The 20,064-nt window shown below is 71.5% G+C and carries 15 protein-coding genes and 1 pseudogene; 7 read left to right on the forward strand and 9 right to left on the reverse strand.

Annotation, left to right across the window (positions count from 1 at the left end; translation table 11 throughout):
* Positions 1-176 precede the first annotated feature (176 nt).
* The 4 genes from FYX01_RS18245 to yczE all read right to left on the reverse strand — a co-directional run bounded on the left by FYX01_RS18245 (position 177) and on the right by yczE (position 7,694).
* A complete protein-coding gene (locus FYX01_RS18245) occupies positions 177-3,413 on the reverse strand; it encodes an NACHT domain-containing protein (RefSeq protein ID WP_150242998.1) in 3,237 nt (1,078 codons plus the stop codon).
* A 127-nt stretch (positions 3,414-3,540) separates the two neighbouring features.
* On the reverse strand, positions 3,541-4,212 hold the full coding sequence (locus FYX01_RS18250) for a uracil-DNA glycosylase (protein WP_150243000.1): 672 nt from the start codon (positions 4,210-4,212) through the stop codon (positions 3,541-3,543).
* 433 nt (positions 4,213-4,645) lie between these two features.
* The gene (locus FYX01_RS18255; RefSeq protein ID WP_223830537.1) at positions 4,646-6,451 is read right to left on the reverse strand and encodes a glycoside hydrolase family 15 protein; all 1,806 of its coding nucleotides are present in this window, start codon (positions 6,449-6,451) and stop codon (positions 4,646-4,648) included.
* 550 nt (positions 6,452-7,001) lie between these two features.
* Positions 7,002-7,694 carry a membrane protein YczE gene (yczE, locus tag FYX01_RS18260; RefSeq protein WP_150243001.1) on the reverse strand — a complete coding sequence of 231 codons (693 nt, stop codon included), beginning with the start codon at positions 7,692-7,694 and terminating at the stop codon, positions 7,002-7,004.
* A 210-nt stretch (positions 7,695-7,904) separates the two neighbouring features.
* Here yczE and yczR point away from each other — a divergent pair, with 210 nt between their 5' ends.
* On the forward strand, positions 7,905-9,359 hold the full coding sequence (gene yczR / locus FYX01_RS18265; protein WP_150243004.1) for a MocR-like transcription factor YczR: 1,455 nt from the start codon (positions 7,905-7,907) through the stop codon (positions 9,357-9,359).
* Between the two features lie 72 nt (positions 9,360-9,431).
* On the opposite strand, the gene FYX01_RS18270 is transcribed toward yczR, so the two are convergent.
* A complete protein-coding gene (locus FYX01_RS18270; RefSeq protein WP_150243006.1) occupies positions 9,432-10,268 on the reverse strand; it encodes an alpha/beta hydrolase in 837 nt (278 codons plus the stop codon).
* A 371-nt stretch (positions 10,269-10,639) separates the two neighbouring features.
* Between FYX01_RS18270 and moaA the strand changes: the two genes are divergently transcribed.
* The 4 genes and pseudogenes from moaA (at position 10,640) to mobA (ending at position 13,684) form a co-directional block, all read left to right on the forward strand.
* Positions 10,640-11,647 carry a GTP 3',8-cyclase MoaA gene (moaA, locus tag FYX01_RS18275; protein ID WP_150243186.1) on the forward strand — a complete coding sequence of 336 codons (1,008 nt, stop codon included), beginning with the start codon at positions 10,640-10,642 and terminating at the stop codon, positions 11,645-11,647.
* Between the two features lie 305 nt (positions 11,648-11,952).
* A pseudogene (locus tag FYX01_RS18280) lies at positions 11,953-12,509 on the forward strand (RtcB family protein).
* Positions 12,510-12,554: 45 nt separating this feature from the next.
* A complete protein-coding gene (locus tag FYX01_RS18285) occupies positions 12,555-12,992 on the forward strand; it encodes a hypothetical protein (protein ID WP_150243008.1) in 438 nt (145 codons plus the stop codon).
* A 17-nt stretch (positions 12,993-13,009) separates the two neighbouring features.
* Positions 13,010-13,684: a molybdenum cofactor guanylyltransferase gene (gene mobA / locus FYX01_RS18290; protein WP_150243010.1), complete on the forward strand. Its 675-nt coding sequence runs from the start codon at positions 13,010-13,012 to the stop codon at positions 13,682-13,684.
* Positions 13,685-13,927: 243 nt separating this feature from the next.
* On the opposite strand, the gene FYX01_RS18295 is transcribed toward mobA, so the two are convergent.
* Positions 13,928-14,140 carry a hypothetical protein gene (locus tag FYX01_RS18295; protein ID WP_150243012.1) on the reverse strand — a complete coding sequence of 71 codons (213 nt, stop codon included), beginning with the start codon at positions 14,138-14,140 and terminating at the stop codon, positions 13,928-13,930.
* 560 nt (positions 14,141-14,700) lie between these two features.
* Here FYX01_RS18295 and FYX01_RS18300 point away from each other — a divergent pair.
* Positions 14,701-14,910: a dodecin gene (locus FYX01_RS18300; RefSeq protein ID WP_150243014.1), complete on the forward strand. Its 210-nt coding sequence runs from the start codon at positions 14,701-14,703 to the stop codon at positions 14,908-14,910.
* A 149-nt stretch (positions 14,911-15,059) separates the two neighbouring features.
* Here FYX01_RS18300 and FYX01_RS18305 read toward each other — a convergent pair whose 3' ends face one another.
* The 3 genes from FYX01_RS18305 to FYX01_RS18315 all read right to left on the reverse strand — a co-directional run bounded on the left by FYX01_RS18305 (position 15,060) and on the right by FYX01_RS18315 (position 18,481).
* Complete coding sequence (locus FYX01_RS18305) at positions 15,060-15,848, reverse strand: VldE C-terminal domain-containing protein (protein WP_150243016.1); 789 nt, start codon at positions 15,846-15,848, stop codon at positions 15,060-15,062.
* 196 nt (positions 15,849-16,044) lie between these two features.
* Positions 16,045-16,809 (reverse strand): cell wall anchor protein, encoded by a 765-nt coding sequence (locus FYX01_RS18310; RefSeq protein WP_150243018.1) that lies wholly within the window; start codon positions 16,807-16,809, stop codon positions 16,045-16,047.
* A gap of 127 nt (positions 16,810-16,936) precedes the next feature.
* The gene (locus FYX01_RS18315; RefSeq protein ID WP_150243020.1) at positions 16,937-18,481 is read right to left on the reverse strand and encodes an LCP family protein; all 1,545 of its coding nucleotides are present in this window, start codon (positions 18,479-18,481) and stop codon (positions 16,937-16,939) included.
* Positions 18,482-18,969: 488 nt separating this feature from the next.
* On the opposite strand from FYX01_RS18315, the gene FYX01_RS18320 reads away from it, so the two are divergent.
* Positions 18,970-19,875, forward strand: a complete 906-nt coding sequence (locus FYX01_RS18320) for an Lrp/AsnC family transcriptional regulator (protein WP_150243022.1) — start codon at positions 18,970-18,972, stop codon at positions 19,873-19,875.
* Positions 19,876-20,064: the final 189 nt, after the last annotated feature.

Genomic DNA, 20,064 nt, shown 5'->3' on the forward strand with positions numbered 1-20,064 from the left:
CTGCTCGTAGGTGTAGCCCTCAGACCACAGCGTCTGGATCTGGACCCGCTCATCTCGATTCAGTCGCTTCCCTGCCACAACCCTCTCCCCTGACCAGGAACGTTGCAACAAACACTAGAAACCACCCCGCCGAGATTGCCGCTGGGGGCAAGATCATCCGGTGGGGGCCGGCGCCGCTACGAAAGCCCGTGGCCCGGGCCCGCGCTGTCGTAGTGGTTCCCCACACCCGCCTGGTCGCGGTCCCGGGACAGGGGAACGGGGACGACGGTGTCGGTGGCCTGCGCTCGGAGTTCGGGGAGGGCGTCCCCGCGCGCCAGCCCGAGGACGCGCGAGAGGCTCTCCTGGCCGACGAAGCCCTCCAGACGGAGAAGCGTCGGCGCGACCACCGGGAGGCTGAGCTGGGGGCCGGTCACCACCTCCGTCACCCGGGAGAGGTAGTACTCCAGCAGAGTCCGTACATCCTTGGCGAATCCGTTCTCGGGTGAGGACATGCCGAGGTCCTCCACGGCCTGCCTGAGCGCCAGGTGTTCCAGACGTCCCAGGGTCCGACTGCTGGCGAACAACCGCCTGTAGGCCTTCAGCCGCTCGTGGGGGCTCTCGGTCACCGGTGTCAGGCGCAGCCGCAGCACCTCGTGCAGGTCGAACCAGGCCGTTTCGCCTTCGGTGCCCGACTCCGAGTACCAGGTCGCCAGGTCATCGGAGACGTGACGCAGATAGGGCAGCAGACCGAGCAGGAAGCGCGCGGCCGTGCCGTTGACCCGCATCGCCGTCGACCGCAGCAGACGGGAGGTGGTCGTGTCGTGCGGCACCGTGATCTCGTAGGGGTCGAGCACGGACGGTTCGGCGTCCACGTTCATCCGCAGCTCGAACCCCATGCTCTCCCCGACGCTGACCGGTGAGGCGTCGTCCAGATCCACGACGGTGGCGACCCCGCCCGCGTGCCAGCCGTTCAGGTGGCGCACACGCAGGGTCGCCACGATGCTGAACCACTCGGTTCCCGGCAGGGTCCGCCACAGCGCGGCCGTGTGCTGCCAGTCCTGGAGGGGGTCGGGGGAGTCGGGGAACAGCTTCCGGATGTCGACCGGATCCTCGCGCACGAGACACAGCAGGATCATGAGGTTGCTGGTGTAGTTGGCCTCGCGTCGGGTCAGTGGCAGCCGCACGGGCTCGTAGGCGGTGTAGGAGCGGTTGGAGGCCGGGAAGGGCGCCTCCTGGAACAGCTCCACGAGCAGCCGCGCATAGTCATCGCGGGCCTCCGGCTCCTCGGTGAACCGGCGCTCCAGGAGTTCGGCGAGGAAGTCCACGACCTTCTCGCGTCCCGCGTAGGCGGCGAAGGAGGACAGAGCGTACAGCTCCCCGTCGTCGATCCGCGCGGCGCGTCCCCTGCGCCGGGACGAGCTCGCCCGGGACGCGTCCAGCTCCTCCAGTGCGGCGGCCACGGCCCGCGCCACGAGGTACTCGCCGAAGGTGGCGTGCAGGAACTCGAAGACGCTCGCGTCCCCTCCGGAGACCTTCGCGCGGGCCTCGTGGACGAAGAAGAACCTGCCCAGGACCTGGTGGGCCGGGGCGATCCGACCGTGCAGGTCGGCGTCCTCGGCGCGCACCGCCGCGTCGGGCATGAGGACCGCCAGGTCCCGGTCCAGCTCATTGGCGTTCACGCTCTGCCTGCGGCGGGTGAACATCGCCAGGGCGGCGACCTCCAGACGGCGGAGTTCGTCCTCGACCGCGTCGCCCAGGTCCCCGTCGTTGAGATGGGGCCGGTGCTTGTCCACCTCCCTGCGGGCGAACTTTCCCAGGAGGCTCTCGTACAGCTCGCCGTGGGAGAGGGTCCTCTCGGTCCGGAGCAGGGGCTCCTCCGCCGCGTCGTAGATCAGCAGCATCATCAGCAGCAGCGGCTGCTCGGCCAGTTCCCGGTAGGGGAGGAGCTCCTTCATCGTGGGCGGCCAACGCCCCTCGTGGGTCAGGGACCGGGCGTTCACCCGGTTCCACACGCCCAGCGCCTTCCCCATCTGCTCCTCGTTGAAGGGTTCCAGCCGCATCACCATGGAGCCGTCGGGGAAGCGGGCCCGGTCCGCCACCACGGTGCGGCTGGTGACGATGACTGTCACGGGTTGGCCCAACGCCTCCTGCTGGTGCTGGAACTCCTGGATCCGTTCCAGGTAGTCGGAGCGGTCCACGCCGGTGGCCTGGAGGAGTTCGTCGAAGCCGTCCAGGATGACGACGGGCAGTGCCCCGTCCGCCGACTCCGCGAGTTCGCGCCAGGAGACCCGTGTGTGGAGCGTCGCGGCGAGTCCCTCCTCGATCTGCACGTGGATGGGGGCGTTCGGCTGGACCGAGCGCAGCTCCACCCGGATCGGGAGGAAGTCCGACGCGGGCAGGCGGGCCGCCAGCATCTCGGTGAACTTGGACTTGCCCGCCCCGGGGTGGCCCAGGATGACCGTGGGGATCTCCGTGGCGAGCGGGTGGACGAGGTGGGCGGCGATCACCGGCTGGAGGTCCTCGACCACGGGCAGCCGGTCCCACCACTCCTCGGCGGAGGGGGTACCGCTGTGCACCGCGTAGGCGGCACGGCCCCGGGGGGCGACGTAGGCCTCCTCCAACGTGGGCAGGGAGAGCCCCGGCGGAAGGTCCTCCGAACGCAGCACGGGTTGGCGCAGGACCGCCTGGTAACCGGCGGACAGCTCCCGTCGCCGGGTGTCCACCTCGCGGTGGGAACCGACCTCCTCCAGGTACCGCCGCAGCTCCCCGAGCCCCGTTCCGACGGCCGCGCGCGTGTTCTCGTGCTCGGCGAGGTGCACCCACATCCCGAACTCGGGGATGTCGGCGGAGAGCTGGCGGTAGGACTCCCGGTACCGCCGGGCGGCGTACTCGGGGACGACGTCCCCCATCTTCCTGAGGAGGGAGTGGTCGCCCGAGGTGATGCCGTGCCGTTCGGCCACCGCGAGCCCCGTCAGGGCTTCGGCGAAGTCCCGGAACAGGAAGTCCGAGAAGAAACGGGGAGCCCAGCCCGGTCCCAGGGACATGGCCGGTGCGGAGCCGCCGTGCGCCAGGACGCGCTGCATCAGCCCGGTCTGCTCCTCCTTGGTGAACTCCAGGTCCTTCAGGGCGAAGGGCGCGTCCAGCGCGGCCAGGGCCTCCTCCACCGCCTCGAAGAAGGCGACGACCACGAGGATCTGGTGCGCGGCCTCGATCTTCTCGGTCCGGGACAGGCGGCTCTCACCGCTGATCTTGTCCCGGATCCCCTCGACGGCCCGGCGGCCCCCGCTCACCAGCGCTCCTCGGGCTCCGAAGAGGTCGGGGACCCCCATCAGTCCCAGGCCGCCGTCCGTGAGCCTTTCGGCGAGACCCATCACCTCCGAGTCGTTCTGTCCGAGGATCTTCAGGGCTTCCGCGTAGGTGAGCCGTTTCGCCATCGGGGGCCTCTCCGGTTTCGAGGGGGTGGAAACGCGGTCGGACCCGGCGCCGGAGGTGGCACCGAGTCCGCAGTTCACAAGGGTCTCGGGGGTTGTGGAACGTGTCGGGTCCGGGTGCGCGGACCGGCTAGGGCAGCTCCCAGTCCACCAGTTCGGAGTTCTGCTCCTTCAGCAGCTCGTTGGCGCGGCTGAAGGGCCTGGAGCCGAAGAACCCGTTCTTGGCCGAGAGCGGGCTCGGGTGCGCGGACTCCACGCACGGCACACCCGGCATCATGGGCCGCAGGTTGCGGGCGTCGCGCCCCCACAGGATCCCCACCAGCGGCTTGTCGCGCTCGGCGAGCGCGCGGATGGCCTGCTCGGTGACGGCCTCCCAGCCCTTGCCCCGGTGCGATCCGGCCTTGCCCGGCTCCACCGTGAGCACCCTGTTGAGCAGCAGCACGCCCTGGTGGGTCCACGGGGTCAGGTCGCCGTTGGAGGGCATGGGCACCCCCAGGTCGTCGACCATCTCCTTGTAGATGTTGCGCAGGCTCGCGGGCAGGCGCACGTCCGGGGCGACCGAGAAGCTCAGGCCCACCGCGTTGCCCGGGGTCGGGTAGGGGTCCTGGCCCACGATGAGCACGCGCACGTCGGCGAAGGGCTGCTGGAAGGCGCGCAGGACGTTCTCCCCCGCGGGCAGGTAGGTGCGGCCCTCCGCGACCTCCTGCCGGAGGAACTCGCCCATCGCGGCGATCTGCGGTGCGACCGGCTCCAGAGCCTCGGCCCAGCCAGCTTCCATGATTTCTTTCAGGTCCTTGGGCATGGCCAGAACACTAGCGCCACGGAGCGACGTCCACGGCCGCTTCGGGCCTCCGGGCCTCCGGGCCTCCGGGCCGTTCCCGGACCGTGCGTTCCCCCCCCGGGGCCCGGAGCCGGGCGTCCGACCCGTCCGCGTGCACGGCCCCGCTGGCCGCGGACGCGGTCCTGCCGCTGGCGAGGGTGGGCGCGGACGCGCTCCGTCCCGGCGCTCTGCGCGCCGTGCACCCGCGTGTGGCGGGCGAGCAGGGCGTGAGCGGCGGGCCGGACCGAGTGCCCCCAGGTAGGCGGCCAGGTGGCGGCGCCCCCGCGACCGGTCGAGCCGCGGGGGCGCGCTCCTGCTCTGGTGGGAGGACGGTGTCGGCGGGGGACGGCGCCGGTGGGGGAGGACGTGCCGGGGACGAGGGCCGTGTGGGGTCGGCCGGGCGGGGTGCGGCGCCCTACTCGGCGCGCCAGCCTCCCTGGTGGGTGCTCAGGTTCAGTGCGGTGGTCACCAGCGGCACGTGGCTGAAGGCCTGGGGGAAGTTGCCGACCTGGCGGTTCTCGCGCGGGTCCCACTCCTCGGCCAGCAGACCCACGTCGTTGCGCAGCGACAGCAGCCGGTCGAACAGGTCGCGGGCCTCGTCCTGGCGGCCGATGGACAGCAGCGCGTTGGCCATCCAGAAGCTGCACGCCAGGAAGGCGCCCTCGTCACCGGGCAGTTTGTCCGCGGAGTCGTCCAGGTCGGTGCGGTAGCGCAGCACGAACCCGTCCACCATCAGGTCCTTGCGGATCGCCTCGATGGTGCCGACCACACGCGGGTCGTCGTAGGGAAGGAAACCCACCTCGGGGATGAGCAGCAGCGCGGCGTCCAGCTCCTTGCTGCCGTAGTACTGCGTGAAGGTGTTGCGCTGGGGGTCGTAGCCGTACTCGCACACCTCGGCGTGGATGGTGTCGCGCAGGGACCTCCACCGCTCGATGGGACCCTCCTTGCCGAACTCCTCGATACTGCGCACCGCCCGGTCGGCGGCCACCCAGGCCATCACCTTGGAGTGCACGAAGTGCTGGCGCGGACCGCGCACCTCCCACAGGCCCTCGTCCGGTTCGTCCCAGCACCACTCCAGGTAGTTGACCAGGGAGCGCTGCAGCCCCCACAGGTAGTCGCCGCCGCGGATGTTGTGGCGGCGGGCCAGGTGCAGCACGTCCATGACCTCGCCGTAGACGTCCAGCTGGTACTGGCCCACGGCGGCGTTGCCGATCCGGACCGGATGGGAGGCCTCGTAGCCCGGCAGCCAGTCGGCCTCCCACTCGGTGAGCCTGCGCTCGCCGCGGATGCCGTACATGATCTGCATGAGTTGGGGTTCGCCCGCGACCGCGCGCACCAGCCACTCGCGCCAGGCCAGCGCCTCGTCCTTGTACCCGGAGCGGATCAACGCCTCCAGGGTGATGGTGGCGTCGCGCAGCCAGCAGTAGCGGTAGTCCCAGTTGCGCACCCCGCCGAGGTGCTCGGGCAGGGAGGTGGTGGGCGAGGCGACGATTCCGCCGGTGGGACGGTAGGTGAGGGCCTTGAGCACGATGAGGGAGCGGATGACCGCCTCGCGGTAGGGGCCCTCGTAGGTGCACTGGTTCACCCACTTCTCCCAGAACCGCTCGGTGCGGGAGAGCGCTTTCTCGGCGTCCAGGTGGTCGGACTCCTCCACCTGGGAGGGGTGCCAGGTCATCACGAACGGAACACGCTGTCCGGCGGTGACGGTGAAGGTGGCGTCGTGGGTGAAGTTGTGGCCCTGCAGGGGGATGGGACTGCTCAGCCAGACGGAGTCGGGGCCCGCGATGGCCACCAGCTCGGTACCGGCGCGGTGCACCCACGGAACGACGTGGCCGTAGTCGAAGCGGATGCGCATGGTGGTCTCCATGCACACCGAACCCGCCAGCCCCTCGACGATGCGGACGATGTGCGGGGCACCGCCGCGCGGCGGCATGAAGTCGATGATCCGGACGGAACCGTTCTCGGTGTCCCACTCCGACTCCAGGATGAGCGTGTCGCCCCGGTAGCGGCGGCGGGTGGCACGGGGGTCGCCCTCGGCGGGCCGCAGGATCCAGCTGCCGTTCTGGTCGTCGCCCAGCATCGCGGCGAAACAGGCGGAGGAGTCGAAGTCGGGAAGGCACGCCCAGTCGATGGAGCCGTCACGCCCGACCAGCGCGGCGGTCTGCATGTCGCCGATCATTGCGTAGTCCTCAATCCAGCCGGGCACGCGGCTCACCCCCATCACGTCGTCCTGGTTCCTGCGGTTGGCGCCTCGTGGGATGGCACCGCGTTCTCGCGGCCCCACGCGCGCACGCCTGTGCGCGTGCTCCGCCGGGGTTCTCCCACCCAGCCCGCCACCGGGAGCGGACCCGTGGTCGGGAAGGGGCGCCGCTCGGGCCACGTTATGCCTCCGCACCAGCCGCCGCTTGCCTTCCACCCGGTTATGTGCCCAGGTGAGGGCAGGCGAAAAGGCCGGTGCCCGCGAACCGGCCCGAACACGGTCCTTTCCGTTCACCGCGGTCCCCATCCTCCCCTCTCCGGAGGGGGCGCGCCACCGCACTTGCACGTGCATAGGAATGTGCAGGGAGAAATGTGGGGAAATGGGGGAGATTGTCAGGCCAGAAGTTACGACGCGGTGATCAATATTCGGTCACAGGCCAGCTTCCGGCCATCGAGAGTACGGTGGCCAGACGACCGGAAACCCGGGCGGGGCAGGCGATCCCGAAGAACAGGGCACACGGCGGGGCGGTGGGGCGGGAGGAGGCCGTACCGGCGCACCGGCCCGCCGGCGGTCACCGGGCGTCCGGGAGCCCGGTGGCCTCGGGAGCCCGGTCGGGCATGCGCATCAGGGGCAGGAAGAGCTGGGCCAGCGGGCCGATCGCCACCGCGAACACCAGGGTCCCCACACCCACCGTTCCACCCAGGAGGAAGCCGGTGGCCACAACGCCCACCTCGATCGCGGTCCGCGCCAGGCGTACCGACCATCCTCGCGCGGCCAGGCCGGTCATCAGCCCGTCCCGGGGGCCCGGGCCCAGTTGGGCGCCGATGTAGCACCCGGTCGCGACCGCGCACACCACCACCCCGAGTCCCAGCAACGCCACTCGCACCGCCAACACCTCGGTCGCGGGCAGTAGCCACAGGAACAGGTCCACCGTCATACCCACCACGACCACGTTGCTCAGCGTGCCAAGACCCGGCTTCTGGCGCAGGGGGATCCACAGAAGCATCAGCATCGCGCCGACCAGCACGCTCCACGTGCCGATGGACAGCCCGGTCTGCCGGGCCAGGCCCTGGTGCAGCACGTCCCAGGGCATCGCGCCCAGCCCGGCGTGGACGAGCAGGGCGCCGCTCAGGCCGTAGAGGACCAGGCCCGTGTACAACCGGACCAGGCGGCGCACCCGGGGGCGGGGCAGGACCGGGGTGATCAGCACCCGGCCCAGCAGGTCGGAGGCCGCGCCGCGGGCGGAACGGGGCTGTGCGGTCATGGGGTTCCTTTCGCACCTGGGATCATCGGACGAAGATCCGCACGGGAGACGCGGGGCCGGGAGGCGCGGTCCGGGAACGCGGGGCCGGGGCACGGAGCCACCGGGGCCCGGCGGGGGAGCCACCTGAGTATCGTGGCGGATGTGGCGCTGGGAATGAAGTGCCAATCACGGGCAAGTGGCCTGGTTCGCGACGCGGTGACGGGAGACGGCATGGCGAGGCAGAGCGGTCACCGCGCCGCGGAGCGCTCCGGGCGGATCAACGGACGCCTCCTGGCCCGCCTCATCGGCGAGGCGCCCGTGGAGCGCCCCTACTACCTGGCCATCGCCCACGCCGTCAGCGGACTGGTCATGGACGGACGGGTCCCCAGCAACACCCGGATGCCCGCCGAACGCGATCTGGCCACCGCGCTCGGGGTCAGCCGCAACACCGTCACCGCCGCCTACGCCTGGCTGCGCGAGAACCGGTTCCTGGAGAGCCGGCAGGGCGCGGGCAGCTGGACCGTCCTGCCCGACTCCGGTACCGATGAGCCCTCGCCGTTCGCCCCCGCCGCCGAGCACATCGACCTGGGCGTGGCCGCACCCCCGGCCGTGGAGGGGCTGCGCGCCGCCGCGCTCCGGGCCGCCGAGCAGCTCGCCGCGCATGTGGGCGGACTGGGGTACCACCCCTACGGCCTGCCCGAGCTGCGGCACGCCATCGCCCGTCGCTACGTGGAGCGCGGACTGCCCACCACCCCCGAGCAGATCTTCGTCACCAACGGCGCGCAGCAGGGCATCGCGCTGGCCCTGGACCTGCTCGTGCAGCCCGGCGACGAGGTGCTGGTGGAGTCGCCCACCTACCCGCACGCGCTGGACGCCGTCCGCCGGGGCGGGGCCCGGGTACGCACCGTCGGGGTGACGCCGCAGGGCTGGGACATGGAGTACCTCGTCGACGCGTTCCGCCGGTGGAAGCCCGGACTGGCCTACCTCATCCCCGACTTCCAGAACCCCACCGGCGCCCTGATGGACGACGAGGAGCGCCGCGTCCTGGTGCGCGAGGCGCGCCGGTCGGAGAGCCACCTGGTCATCGACGAGTCGGTCACGGAACTGGCCATCGACTCCGGCGACCTGCCCACGCCGGTGGCCGCCTACGACACCGACGGCCGGGTACTGACGGTGGGCTCGGTGGCCAAGCTGCTGTGGGGCGGACTACGGGTGGGGTGGATCCGCGCCACGCCGCCGATGGTGACCCGTCTGATGGCCGCGCGCCAGCGTTTCGACCTGGCCGGGTCGGTGCTGGACCAGCTCACCGCCACCCACCTGCTCGCCGACGTGATGCGCATCCGCGCCGAGCGCAGCCGCCAGCTGCGCCGCAACCGCGACGCGCTGCTGTACGCGCTGCGGGAACGGCTGCCCGACTGGCGGCCCAGCGTTCCCGGAGGCGGGCTGGTGCTGTGGACGACGCTGCCCCAGCCCATGGCCAGCGTGCTGAGCACGGCCGCCGTCCGGCACGGGGTGCACCCGGCGGCCGGGCCGGTGTTCGGAGCCGACGGCACCCTGGAGCGCTACCTGCGCCTGTCCTACACCCAGCCGCCGGACGTGCTCGCCGACGCCGTGGAGCGCCTGGCCGCCGCCTACACCGAGACCCTGGCCCACCCGGTCCAGCCCCGGGGACGGCTGTACGTCTGAGGGCGCGGCGGGCGGGGAGGCGGGGGAGCCCCGCCACCGGCTCGCCGTTCGCGCACGGCCGGTGCCCGTTCCCTAGGACGTACCGTCCGGGAGGGCGAACCGCCGCGCGAAGCGGACCACCTCGCCGAGCACCTCGTCCCGGTTGGTCTCGTTGAACACCTCGTGCCGGGCGCCGGGGAAGACCCGTGCGGTGAAGTCCTCGCCCATGAGCGAGGTGACGCCCACCTTCGTGCCCTCCAGGGGCACCAGCCGGTCCTCGGACCCGTGCACCCACAGCAGCGGCAGCGCGCCCACACTTCCGGAGGCCAGGCCCCGCTCCATCTCGGTGAGCATGGAGTTCACGGTGACGCGCTTGAAGGGACCGTGCCAGACCAGTTCGTCGTCCACGTACGCCTCGCCCACGGCGGGGTCGCGCGAGAGCGTGGAGGGGTCGATGGGGACGTCGGGGATCTCCTCGGCGGCGGCGAGCTGCTCCAGGGCGGCCCACCGGCCCAGCACGGGTCCGGAGAGCACCAGTGCCCGGAGCTCCTCGGGGCGGGTCTGGGCGTAGCGGGAGGCGATCAGTCCGCCCATGGAGTGGCCGATGAGCACCAGCGGCAGCGTCCGGTAGGCCGTGCGCGCCTGGGTGACGACCCGGTGCACGTCCTCGACCACGTCCGCGTAGTCCTCGACCAGCACCCGCTCGCCGGAGGAGCGCCCGTGCCCCCGGTGGTCGGCGCCGTAGACCACCGCGCCCGCCGCGACCAGGTCCTCGGCCACCTGCTGGTACCGTCCCAGGTGCTCGCCGTAGCCGTGGACCAGCACCGCCAGCCAGGTCGGCTCGCCCCCGGTCGGGGCCCACGCCCGTGCCGCCAGCCTCCCCGAACCGTCGGGTCCGCCCGCCAGAGCCCACTCGCGTGTGGTGATCACCGTGTTCCGCCTCCTTGCCCGCGGCTTCGTCTGCGACGATCGGGACCGTCCGCGACCGTCCCCGGAACCCTACGGTGGGGCGGGGGCGGTATGCACGAGGGCGGTGTTGGACATTCGTACAAGCCTGACGCGGTCGGGACGGCGCGGCGGGACCGCCGTGCATCGGGGGAGTAACGATCGCGTCCGTATGTGTGTGCGATCGCCTCAGGTGCCGACAACTTCTCGTGTTGAACAACGAATTGCGTCATATGGTGTGTTCGTGAATACACATCGTTAAAAGGGGATCTTCTACGCTTATCTATGGGCATCTCCCGGGCAGATGCCTCTGTGCACGAACTGCCCGGTAACTCGGACTGGAGAGGGTGACGCCCGTGCTGGCCGACTCCTATGGGCGAGTGGCGACTGACCTGCGGGTCTCGCTCACCGACCGCTGCAACCTCAGGTGTACCTACTGCATGCCCCCGGAAGGGCTGGAGTGGCTGCCCAAGCCGGAACTGCTCACCGACGACGAACTCCTCCGCCTGGTCCGTGTCGGTGTGACCCGCCTCGGCATCACCGAGGTGCGTTTCACCGGAGGTGAACCCCTGCTCCGCCGCGGCCTGCCCGGCCTCATCGCCGGGACGACCGAGCTGCGGCCCCGACCCCAGACCGCCCTGACCACCAACGGCATCGGGCTGGCCCGGATGGCCCCCGCCCTGGCCGAGGCCGGTCTCGACCGCGTCAACGTCTCCCTCGACACCCTCCGACCGGACGTGTTCGAGACCCTGGCGCGGCGCCGCCGACTCGACGACGTCCTCGACGGTATGGCTGGAGCGGCCAGCGCCGGACTCACCCCCGTCAAGGTCAACGCCGTCCTGATGCGCGGCGTCAACGACGCCGAGGCCGCCGACCTCCTGCACTTCTGTATCGAGCGGGGCTACGAGCTGCGCTTCATCGAGCAGATGCCGCTGGACGCCCAGCACGGCTGGCGGCGCGACACCATGATCACCGCCGAGGAGATCCTCGCCGGCCTTGAGAACGACTTCACCCTGGACGCCGCCGACGCCGGGACGCGCGGCAGCGCGCCCGCCGAGCTCTTCCACGTGCGCGGCGCCCGCTTCCCCAACGGGGAGCAGGCGACCGTCGGTGTCATCGGCTCGGTCACCCGGCCCTTCTGCGGGAACTGCGACCGGGTCCGCCTCACCGCAGACGGGCAGGTGCGCAACTGCCTGTTCGCCCGGGAGGAGTCCGACCTGCGTGCCCTGCTGCGGGGCGACGCCACCGACGAGGAGATCGCCCAGAGCTGGACCGCCGCCGTGGCCACCAAGCTGCCCGGACACGGCATCAACGACCCCAGCTTCCTGCAACCGTCCCGACCCATGTCCGCGATCGGCGGCTGACCCCGCTCCGTCCCTCGGCCCGTCCCGTCCCGGTGCGCCGGGCCCCCGCGTTCCCGCCCGCCGCGGGCCCGCGTGGGCGGCGGCCCGTCCGCCCGCGGCGGACCACGGGCCGCACCGCCGTGCGCACCGCCACGTGCGCCTCACCGCGCCGCGCCTTCCCGTTGTGCGCTCCACGCGATCCCGGGTATCCCACAAGACACGTTGCACGCCCCGCTTCACTCTGGCCCGAAGCCTCGGAGGCGCGACCGCGTACGTGCCCTCGCGAACCGCACGCGGGCCTGGTCCGGAAAGGGAGGTGGCCGGAGATGCCCTGCACCGAGGTTCCCAAGGAACGCGTTCCCATCCGCATGTGGGCCGACCCCGACGAGGTCGAGACCGCGGCGATGGAACAGCTGCGCAACGTCACCCGCGTGCCGTGGGTGCACGGCTTGGCCGTCATGCCGGACGTGCACCACGGGCAGTGGATCTCCTGCCACCACAGCTACGTGGCCGAGGAGACCTACGACGGCGTGGACGTGCTCGTCACCCGCAAGGGCGCCATCCACGCGGGGAGGGTGAGCTCGGGATCATCCCGGGCAGCATGGCGAGCGGGACCTACATCGTGCGCGGGCTGGGCAACCCCGCCTCGTTCAACTCCGCCTCGCACGGGGCGGGGCGCAGGATGAGCCGGAACAAGGCCCGCAGGACCTTCACCGCGGCCGACCTGGCCGAACAGACCAGGGGAGTGGAGTGCCGCAAGGACCCGGGCGTCGTGGACGAGATCCCGGCCGCCTACAAGGACCTGGAGTCGGTGATCGAGGCCCAGACCGACCTGGTCGAGGTGGTCGCCCGCCTGCGCCAGGTGGTGTGCGTCAAGGGCTGACACGGCGGGTCGGCGGTCTCCGCCGATCTGCGTAACCTTCTTCCCATGGGACACCGACACCCGAGCAAGCTCAAGAACCCCGAAGTGAGCCACGCACGGGCGCGATGGCTGTTGCGGGCCGAGCTGGACGGCTGCGAGGAGTGCCAGCGGGAGGGCGACCGCGAGGCCCTGACGGACCTCGTCTTCGGCGGGGTGTTCGACTCACTCCTGACGGGGTTCGTGCTGGCGCGCACCCAGCAGTGGTACTCGCCGAGCAGACCGGTCCAGTACCCGGCCACGGTGTACCGCATCGCGCCCATCGACGAACGCGACTTCTGGCGCGAGCCCACCCAGCACTGCATGCGGGTGTGCACGGTCCAGGGGCCGCGGGGCACCAGCGTGGACACCGTGCCCGCGCTCAAGGAGCTGCGAATGATGTCGATGGGGGACCGCGGGTTCGTCCTGGACGACGTGGTCGACGGACTGGCCGAGACGGAGGGGTGAGCGCCATGGTCCACGGGGTGAGCGCGCCACTGGACGCGGTCGTGCTGGCCGGGGGAGCGGGCCGCCGCATGGGCGGCGCCGACAAACCGGGGCTGGCCGTGGCCGGACGGACACTGCTGGAGCGGGTCACCGACACGGTCCGAGCCCACAACGCCGACGCGGCCCGTACCCACGGCACCGGGACCGCGACGCCCGCCGGCGCGGGGGACACCGCGGAGAGCCGTGGGGAGGCCGGGGAGGGCACCGGCGGGGGCCGGATCATCGTGGTCGGCCCACCGAGGGAGAGCCCACGCGCCCTCTACGTCCGCGAGGACCCGCCCGGCGCGGGCCCGGTGCCCGCCCTGCGCGCCGGACTGGCGCACGCGCGGGCCCCCTGGTTCGCGCTGCTCGCGGCCGATCTGCCCCACCTGGACACCGGCCACCTGGCAGCCCTCACCGACGCACCGGACGAGGGAGACGCGGGCGCGGTGTTCGTGGACTCCACCGGACACGAGCAGTGGCTCACCGGGGTGTGGCGCACCGACGCCGTCCGCACCGCCCTCGCCGACTACCGGGGCCGGTCCCTGTACCGCCTGCTCGGCCCCCTCCGGCCCCGGGCGGTGCCGCTGACCGACGACCTGGCCGTGGCAGACTGCGACACCCCCGACGACCTCGCCCGCGCCCGCCGCCTGCTGGAGCCCCCGAGCAGCTGACGCGGGCCCCGGGCACGGGGGTGGGCCCGCGCACCGTGGAGGGGGCGCGGGCCATGAGACCGGCTGGGCCGAGCCCCGGCCGGGAACCGCTCTCCCACGCGGGCGACCCCGGCCACGAGGCGGTGCGCGTGGAGGCCTGGCGGACGGCCGTGGAGCGGAAGCCCCGGCGGGGGCGGGGACGAAAGGGGAGGCTCCCGGCCCCGGCCGTCCCGACCCGGGGCCGGGACGGTTCCTCGGCCCCCGTCAGCCCTCGAACTCGTCCATGGGCGTGGTCTCGCGCAGGAACCCGCGCATGCCCAGGAAGTTGGACAGGTACTCCCGGTGCTCGTCGCAGGCCACCCACACCTTGCGCCGGTCGGGAGTGTGCAGCTTGGGGTTGTTCCACACCAGTGCCCACGTCGCCTCGGCACGGCAGTCGCGCCGCGAGCAGCGCGGTCGATCGGTCGGTTGACCCAATGCTGACCCCCAGTCGAAGAAACGGTCTCCATGGTAAAGCCACGGGCACGAGTCGGTGTTCTCCGCCAGGCGGCCGGAAGGCGGCCCGGACTGGACACAAGGCGACGCCGGGTGGTTACGGGGGCAAACCACCCGGCGTCGCAGGCGATGTTTCGACGGGGGCTCGAAACATCGCACCCGCGCTTCGACGGGGGACCGAAGCGCTAGAAACCAATGTACACCGATGCCCCCCGGTGTACGTCAAGAGTCAGTTACAACGTTGTCTCGGGAGAGTCCCGCTGATGCTGGGCCTTAGGTCACATATCGGGATTCACCTGGCATTTCGCACATAACATGTGCCTCTTTGTTCCGGTGGTCACCACGGCTTTCTTGGGTCAAGGGAGCCCCATCCGTCTCCTTGGTCGCTCTCGGCACACAGTAAAGTTCCCGGCCCCGTTCCCCGGCCCTCGGACGGGCGCAAGGAGGGCGCTCCCGTGTGGCCGTGTGGGATTACGGGGAGAGCAGGAGGCGGGGGGTCGCGCCGTGCGCGACCGTGTAAACGACTACGCAGGGGGTCCCACATGTCCCACAACACCTACCGCGTCACGGAGATCGTCGGCACCTCGCCGCAGGGGATCGACCAGGCCATCCGTAACGGCATCGACCGCGCCTCGGCCACGCTGCGCGAACTCGACTGGTTCCAGGTCACCGAGATCCGGGGGCACATCGAGGAGGGCGACGTCGCGCACTTCCAGGTGGGCCTCAAGGTGGGGTTCCGCCTGGACGAGTGAGGGGACAGCGGGCCGGGGACGGCGGTCGCGGCGCAGGCCCGGCCGTCGCCGCGACCGCTCCCGCCCCCTCGGACGTCCTCATCGCCGCGCTGCCGCCGCCACACCGGCCGGCGGCGGTACCGGCCCGGGGCGTGGCCGCCGCACACGCCCTAACCCCCGTCGGAGGTCTCCGCGCCGCGTTGCACGTCCACGTGTACGTGGTCCAGGTGCCTCAGGATCTCGTTGTCCGGGTCGGCCTCGTAGTGGCGCCATCCCAGCGACGGATAGTACGTGCTCCAGATCTTGTCGTCGAAGATGATCACGTCTATCTCGTAGTCCGGGGCGTGCGCGATCAGCCAGTGCGCCATCACCCAGCCCTCGCGGCGGTTCTCCTCGTTGACCGGCCGGTAGAAGACGTCGATCGCACGGCCCTCGTAGTGCGCGGAGTCCTCGCCGTGCCCGGTGTCGTAGCCGCCCGGATGGTAGCCACCCAGGCTCAGGCCGGAGAAGTGCTCTTCCATGCCGTCCTTGAGGTGCTGGGCGCGCGCGGTCAGGCCGGAGGGCTCCAGGTCCTCCTGCACCCTCAGCTCGGGGTCCTTGGTGGACCGACAGGTCAGCGAGGGGCCGGCGTCCTCCTCGGGCCCCTCCTCCAGGAGGGTCGTCACGGAGTCTGGGACGTCGCTGGTGTCGGGCGCCGCGATCGGGGCGCTGTCGCCCTGCACGGAGACGGCGGCCGCGGTGGTGGCCCGCTGGGCCTGGTCCCGGTCCAGCCGGACCTGCTCCCCGTCCACCCACACCGCGCAGTCGGGGCCCCAGGGGGTCGACAGGGGAAGGACGTCGGTGTGGTGGGCCAACCAGCGGACCCCCACGACGGCGACGACGCCCAGCACGACCACGGCGGCCACAGTGGTGATCAGCCTGTACCACCGGCGTTCGGACCGCACGGATCTGTGTGTCATGCCCCTTGCTCCTCCACGTTCGTGCCGGGCGGCGCTCGTCGACTGCCGGCGCGGGCTTCAGAGTGGTTAACTCCTACAGAATTAACCAGATTTCAGACACTACGGGCATATTTCCCATGCCGAGGGGTCGGTCGCCGTCCTCCATGCCGTTGACCAGGGATAACGCGCTGACTGCCGAATCGGTCACAGAGCAGTCCTAACGGACCGACCACAGGACGAACAGGCCGCCGAGGACCAGCGTCAGCGCCCAGATCCGGTCCATGGTGACCCCGCGCCAGCGCAGCGCGTGCACACCCAGGAAGTCGTGGGCGATCAGCGCGGCGACCCCCGCCGCGGCCAGCATCGCCACCGTGTGCACCCCGGTGGCGGCCAGGCCGACCAGTGTCGCGTCCCACAGGTTCCACGTCTCCGCGGCCGCCACGGCGCCCTCCGGAGCCGCGGCCGCCTCGGTTCCGCCGGCGCCTCCGGCCCCGGCGCCCACGACTCCGCGGTCCTCCTCCGGCTCCTCCGCCGACCGGTCCACGGCGCCGTGCGCTCCGTGCCCGCCGGAGTGCGTGTGCGTGAGCCGCCCCGACAGCACGGGCATCAGCATCAGGCCCGCGCCGTGCGCCGACGACATCAGGAACGACCACGCGGTCAGCTGCCACAGCGGCAGCCGCACCTCGCGCCAGTGGAAGTGCTTCCGCGACAGCAGCATCACCAGCCCCACGAGTACGATCACCATGCCTCCCGCAACCGGGAAGAGCACCGAGGCGGTGGCCGAGCCGGTGGCGGTGATGGCCACGGCCGCCACTCCGACACTGACGGCGTGTCCGACGGCGATGGCGGGCAAGGAGCGCAGCACCTCGGCCCGGCCGCCCTCCTGCAGGCCGCGGGTCACGGCCAGCAGCCAGCCCATGCCCGGGTGCAGGCCGTGGAAGGCGCCCAACGCGACGAGGGTCCAGATCTGCGCGGGGGTCACGGCGTCAGGGTCACACGGCCGTGGGGAGGCCGCAACAGACCGAACCCCTCTGACCGACACCGGTCAGAGGGGGTTTCGCGTGGACCGCTCCAGGGCAGCCGGGCCCGGGACCCGGGTCAGCGCGGGGTCAGGGGCACAGGGCCTCCAGGGCGGTGGGCTCCTCGCCCACCTGGCGGCCCGGTTCCGCGGGCTCCTCCTCGTCCAGGCCGGTGTACTCCTGCCACTCGGTGAGACCGTCGTCCTCGGACTCCTCCCCGGCCCCGGCCGGCTCGGTCGGCTCGTCGGACGCGTCCTCGGACGGGGAGCCGGAGGCGTCGTCCGTCGGAGCGCCGTCACCGGCCTCCTCCCCGGCGATGGCCTCGGCGACCAGGTCCTTGACCGTCTCCCAGTCCGGGTTGGCGGTGTTGACCTGGGGCGGCGACAGCTGGAGTGTGCTCATCCCGCCCCCGTCGGTGACCATGTCGGCCAGTTCGATGAACGCGGGGACCTTGGCCTGGGGGATGTCGGTGCTCAGCGTGCGCTCGGTGGCGCCCGCCAGTCTGCGGTAGCTGGTCAGGACGGTCGTCGGCTCGACCTGCTCGGCGACGTACTTGAGCAGGCAGCCCTGGCGGCCCATCCGGCCGTAGTCGTCGCTGTTGGTCCGGGAGCGGCCGTACCAGAGGGCGTCGTGGCCGTTGAGGTGGCGCAGACCCGGCTCCAGCACCCCGCCGTGCACGCCGTAGGGGATCGGTTCCTCGATGAGTACCTCCACGCCGCCGATGGCGTCGATCAGGTCGCGGAAGCCCATCATGTCGACCATCGCGTAGTAGCCGATCTCCAGACCGACGTTGTACCCGATCACCTTCTTGAGGGTGTCGGCGGAGGGATCGGCCGCGGCCGGCCTGAGCGCGAGTGCCTCGGGTTCCTCGGCGACCGTCTGGTACACCTCGTTGAGCAGCAGGTCGAAGCCGTACGGCTCGGGGTAGCGCTCGGCCAGGGCGCTGTCCTCGGGGAACCGGACGTTCTCCAGGTTGCGCGGCAGGCCCACCAGCACGGTGTCACCGGTGCGGGTGTCCATGCTGGCGATCATCATGCTGTCGGTGCGCACGCCGTAGCGGTTGTCCGCCGAGTCCGAGCCGAGCAGCAGCACGTTGACCCGTTCCTGGCCGTTCCACGGGTCGGTCTCGTCGTGCGGCGGCTGGAGGGGGTCCTCCTCGGCGTGGAACACGTTGTTGAGCGTCTGGTAGGCGGTGTAGCCGCCGTGCAGGGCCAGCGCGGAGGGCGCCGCGACGGACAGGCACAGCAGCAGGACCACGGCGGCGCCGAGCACCCGCGAGCCCAGGGAGGCGCCGACGGGCCTGGTGATCACCCAGGAGTGCACGATGACCGTCAGCCACAGCACCGCCACGACGAACACCGCGCCCATGGCGCTCAGCAACCACCGGTTCTGCAGCGCCATGGTGGCCACCATGGTCATGGCCCCCGTCTCGCCGGCGCCCAGCCGCCAGCCCCACACGACCAGGCCCAGGAGCACGGACAGGTACAGGCCGAGGATCACCGTTCCCGCGGTCCTGCGCCGCATCCGCAGGTGTGCCAGGCCCGGGAGGGGGGCCGACGCCGCAGTCCACAGCAGCGCCCCGCCCGTACTGGGGCGCGCGGGCGCCCCGTCCCGCTGATCGTCCTCCGCTGCCACCGGTGGTTCCTCTCCAGCCGCGGGACTGCCGCCCCGTTGTCTCCGTCGTCCCCGCCGCGGTCACCGAGCGGTACCTGGGGCCGGAAGTGTCCGAAACCCCTGTTATGTACACGCTTGGGAGGGGTCGTTCGGTTCCCTGCCGGGTGGCATGCGTGTGCTCGGACGCGTCGAGCGGGCCGCCCGTGTGGCCTCTGGGCATGGGGGGATTCCCTGGGGTGTTGGAGGGCCCGCCAGATCAGTGTGGCGCTTTGCGAGAGTTGTGGAGACGACTACTCAGTGATGATGGATCTTCTATACAAGTCTGTTATGTGGCACTGAGGTGGTTGATGGGGCATTGGGCGAAGTTTTCGGAGCAGTCAAAGGGGTGAATCAGCCGATTTCTTTCGTGATCAGTAGTGCACGGGCGCCGCAGCTGGGATGATCTGGCCGCAGGAGGGGGCGTCGTCCGGGGGGAAGGACGGCGTCATGGGAATGAAAGGCAAGCCATCGTGCTCGATGCGGTTGACGCCGCGCTCATGCGTGCGCTGCAGGGGGACGGCAGAGCGACGTTCCAGGCACTGGCCGACGGAGTCGGCCTGTCGAGGACGGCGGTGCGTGCGAGAGTGCGCCAGCTCGTGCGGTCAGGGGCGATCAGGATCGTCGGGGTCCTGCACGCCGGAGTCGTGGGAATGGAGGTGCTCGGCCACGTGTCGTTCCACGTCAGCGGACCCGTGGGGTCTCTGCTGGACGCGCTGGGCGAACGCGAGGCCGTGACCTTCGCCGCGCAGGCGGCCGGGCGCTTCCCCGCCGTCGCTCAGGTGCGGGTGGCCGACGACGCCGCCCTGTCCAAGGAGCTGTCCGAGCTGCGCTCGCTGCCGGGCGTGGACGGCGCGGAGGTCTTCCGCGCCAACGCGGTGTTCAAGGACGCCCACAGCAGTGTGCGGGAACTGCACGACATCGAGCTGGACGCCCTGGACTGGCGCCTGGTCCGCCAGCTGCTCAAGGACGGGCGGGCCTCCTACGCGGACCTGGCACGCCAGGTGGGCCTGTCGCAGGCCGCCGCGCGCTCCCGGGTGGTGCGGCTGCTCAACTCCGGTGTGGTGCACGTGACCGCGCTGGTGGAGCCCGCGGCGGTGGGGGCCAACGAGCGGCTGGGCTTCGGCCTGCGCTGCCGGGGCGACGCCGAGGCGTTGGGCGCGGCACTGGCGAACATGCCCGGGATCTCCTTCCTGGCCAGCGGTTTCGGCCGCTACGACATCATCGGCGTCCTCACCGCGCCCGACCGGTGCCAGCTGGTGGAGGCCCTGGATTCGGTGCGCTCGACACCGGGGGTGGGCTACGCGGAGTGCTGGGACCACCTGTCCGTGCGCAAGGAACGGCGAGGGGGAGAGCGCCCCCTGGAGCGGGTCGACTGACCGCGTCCGACCGCGCCGTGGCCGGAGACCGGCCCCGCGGGCCCGGGAAGGGCCCGCGGCACCCGGGACGGACGCTCCCGTGTTCTTCGGCCGAATCTGTAACCAGCGGTAGCATTTTTACGTGTTTCCGCTTCGCATGGCTTGCGTCACGCTTAAGTTACCCGTGAGTATAGGAAGGGGCCGGTCCGA

Source organism: Nocardiopsis quinghaiensis (assembly GCF_008638365.1).
Lineage (GTDB): Bacteria > Actinomycetota > Actinomycetes > Streptosporangiales > Streptosporangiaceae > Nocardiopsis > Nocardiopsis quinghaiensis.

Excerpts from the sequence above, each read along its gene's own strand:
- FYX01_RS18245 (WP_150242998.1), bottom strand. The coding sequence starts at position 3,413 with ATGGCGAAACGGCTCACCTACGCGGAAGCCCTGAAGATCCTCGGACAG.
- yczR (WP_150243004.1), top strand. The coding sequence starts at position 7,905 with ATGGCGAGGCAGAGCGGTCACCGCGCCGCGGAGCGCTCCGGGCGGATC.
- FYX01_RS18250 (WP_150243000.1), bottom strand. The coding sequence starts at position 4,212 with ATGCCCAAGGACCTGAAAGAAATCATGGAAGCTGGCTGGGCCGAGGCT.
- FYX01_RS18255 (WP_223830537.1), bottom strand. The coding sequence starts at position 6,451 with ATGGGGGTGAGCCGCGTGCCCGGCTGGATTGAGGACTACGCAATGATC.
- FYX01_RS18285 (WP_150243008.1), top strand. The coding sequence starts at position 12,555 with ATGGGACACCGACACCCGAGCAAGCTCAAGAACCCCGAAGTGAGCCAC.
- yczE (WP_150243001.1), bottom strand. The coding sequence starts at position 7,694 with ATGACCGCACAGCCCCGTTCCGCCCGCGGCGCGGCCTCCGACCTGCTG.
- FYX01_RS18300 (WP_150243014.1), top strand. The coding sequence starts at position 14,701 with ATGTCCCACAACACCTACCGCGTCACGGAGATCGTCGGCACCTCGCCG.
- FYX01_RS18305 (WP_150243016.1), bottom strand. The coding sequence starts at position 15,848 with ATGACACACAGATCCGTGCGGTCCGAACGCCGGTGGTACAGGCTGATC.